The organism is Mesorhizobium sp. M7A.F.Ca.CA.002.15.2.1 (assembly GCF_003998715.1).
Classification (GTDB): Bacteria; Pseudomonadota; Alphaproteobacteria; order Rhizobiales; family Rhizobiaceae; genus Mesorhizobium; species Mesorhizobium ciceri.
Genome location: NZ_RZPI01000724.1, coordinates 1 through 2,695, shown reverse-complemented (window position 1 = coordinate 2,695; position 2,695 = coordinate 1). Strand labels below are relative to the sequence as shown.

Here is a 2,695-nt window from a genome sequence, read left to right as displayed (position 1 = left end):
CCTTAAAGCGGATTGTCCGAATGGATTCAGACGACCCGCTTTAACTCTTTGTTTTATGCATGTCGTTTTCCCAAAACCGAGGTCACTTTTGGGCGACATGCATTAGCCCGAAAACAGGACGCCCGTCCGGTTTTCGGACGGGCGGTGTCATTCAGGCATATAAGCGAGCTATTTCGGCGGGATGGTCAGGGTTGCGCCGACAGGAAGCCGGCGGGGTTCGTAGCCCTTGTTGGCGCCCGAAATGACCTTCCACCTGGCGCCGTCGCCATAGGCTTTCTTGGCCAGATCCCAATAGGTGTCGCCGGCAACGATGACATGGCTGGCTTCCGCTGGCGCGGCCTCAGCAGGCTTTGCCGGCTCGGCCGGTGCCGGCGCGGCTGGTGGCGCTGGCGGGGGAGGTGCTCCTTCCGTCGATATGGCCGGTGGTGTGTTGGCGATATCGCCCGAGTTGGCCGGCAATTCAGGCATTGCCGGTGCCGCTTCGGCAGGCTTGGCGGCTTCAGCCGGTGCGGGCGCCGGGGTGGCCGGTGCCGCTTCGGCTGGCTTGGCCGGATCGGTTGCCGGGGCCGCAGGCGCCGCGGCGACGGTCGCGGCTATTTCGGTGATGCGGCCGTCGAGCTTCGGCGTGTAGGGCCGGTGGGCGCCGAGATAGTCGGCAACCACCTGTTCCAGGCCGGGGCCGTAGTCGTAGGCATTCCTGGCCTTGTCGGCAAAGACCTTGTAGCCGTCGCCGCCCTGGCGAACATAGTTGTTGGTGGCGACCAGATAGTCCTTCTCCGGCTTGATCGGCGTCCAGGCACCGCCTTCCATGACCTCCACCGATTTGACCCGGCCGGCATTGGGCGCAACGGATTTGTCGAAGGAATATTTCAGGCCGGCGACCTGGGGGAAGCGCCCGGCGCCGTCCTCGACCTGACTGAGACCGCCCTCGAGGCCGGCCACCAGATCCTTGCCCGAAATCTGGAAGGTCGCCAGCGTGTTCTGGAAGGGCAGCACGGTCAGCACCTCGCCCATGGTGACGGTGCCCTTGTCGATCGAGGCGCGCAGGCCGCCGCCATTGGAGATGACGATCTCGACGCCCTGTCCCTTGACGCGGTCGAGGATGGCGTCGGAGACGAGATTGCCCATCGCGCATTCGCGGGTGCGGCAGCTCTCGCGACTGCCGTCGATGACGTCGGTGGTTTCGGCCACTTCCTTGTTCTTCAACGCCTCGATCGGCGCCCCAAGCTCCTTGATGCGGGCGAGCACGGCCGGGTCGGGGGTGATCGACTTGTCGAGATAGATCGGGTCGCCGCTGGCCGATTTGACGACGCCATTGTCGTCGAACACCACCTTGAACTCGCCGAGATATTTCGAATAGGAGGCCGCCTGCACCACCGGCACCTTGTAGCCGTCCGGATTGTCGACCATCGTCGGGTAGGGGCCTTCCGCCTTCGGATCGGTGTTCGACAGCAGGGAATGGCTATGGCCGCCGACGACGACATCGATGCCCGGGATCTTGGCGATGACGTCACGTTCGCGCCTGTAGCCGATATGGGTCACGGCGATGATCTTGTTGACGCCTTCGCCCTTGAGCTTCTCGACTTCGGCAGTGATCGACTTGACGTCGTCCTCGATGGCGACGTTGGGACCCGGCGAAGCGAGGTCCGGCGTGTCGTTGGTGATCGCGCCGATGATGCCGATGTTCTGGCCGCCGACCTCGACGACAACAGATGGCTTGACGCGGTCGCCGAGCTTGGATTGCGCGTTGGCCTTCACATTGGCGCCGAGCACGGGGAACTTGATCATGTCGAGGAACGGCGCCAAGGCGGCCTCGCCGTCGTCGAATTCATGGTTGCCGAGGGCCATGGCATCGAACTTCATGTCGTTGAGGAATTCGCCTTCGACCTTGCCCTTATAGGTCGTGTAGAACAGCGAGCCCTGGAAATTGTCGCCGGCGCTGAGCAGCAGCACGTTCTGGCCTTCCAGCTTCTTGCGTTCCTGGGCAATCGCGGTGATTAGCCGGCCCGCGCCGCCGATGCACTCGCCCTTGGTCTCCTCGTCCGCCGAGCAGGTCGATTCATATTTGTTGTTGCCTTCGATGCGGCTGTGCCAGTCGTTGATATGCAGGATGTTCAGCGTGTAGTCGGCAAAGGACGCGCCGGCCGACAGGCCGAGGGCTGAGGCTGACAGGGCTGCAATGGCGGCAAGCTTCTTCATCTTCGTCTCCCGGAAAGCTGATCAGAGGCCATTAGCGCTCTTGCTTGACTGGAACATAACAGCCGGCGCTTTGGCCATGTTCCCATCGCGTTCCGGATGACGCAAGCGGAATCCGGGACCCTTTGCCGGCACAAAAAAGGACGGCGGCCAACCAGCCGCCGTCCTTGGAAAACGAATGGTCGTGGGTTCAGACGCGCCTTGTCAGCACGAAATTCTGACCGCTGGAGCTCGTGCAGTTGAGCTGGCTTGTCGACACCATCAGGCAGTTGAAGCTGACCGCGGTCTGGCGGATCAGCGAGGTGCCGTTGATCTGCACCGATGTGGCGCCGGTCATCGTGTAGCTGCCGTCGGCAAGCTTCTGGCCGGTGTCGGTGGCTACCGTCGTGAAGGTGCCGCCGGTGAAGGTCGACAGGCCGGTGCCCTTGGCGTCGATCCACGAGCCCTCGACGCCTTTCGGCGCCGCTGCCATCGGCGGTTTATCGGGGCCGCTGGTCGC

The 2,695-nt window shown here is 63.2% G+C and carries 2 protein-coding genes; both read right to left on the bottom strand.

From position 1 onward, the window contains the following. Positions 1-168 precede the first annotated feature (168 nt). On the bottom strand, positions 169-2,199 hold the full coding sequence (locus ENZ74_RS28230) for a bifunctional UDP-sugar hydrolase/5'-nucleotidase (protein ID WP_063168946.1): 2,031 nt from the start codon (positions 2,197-2,199) through the stop codon (positions 169-171). 187 nt (positions 2,200-2,386) lie between these two features. Continuing rightward, a partial coding sequence (locus ENZ74_RS28225; RefSeq protein ID WP_127313162.1) for a hypothetical protein occupies positions 2,387-2,695 on the bottom strand: 309 nt, incomplete at its 5' end.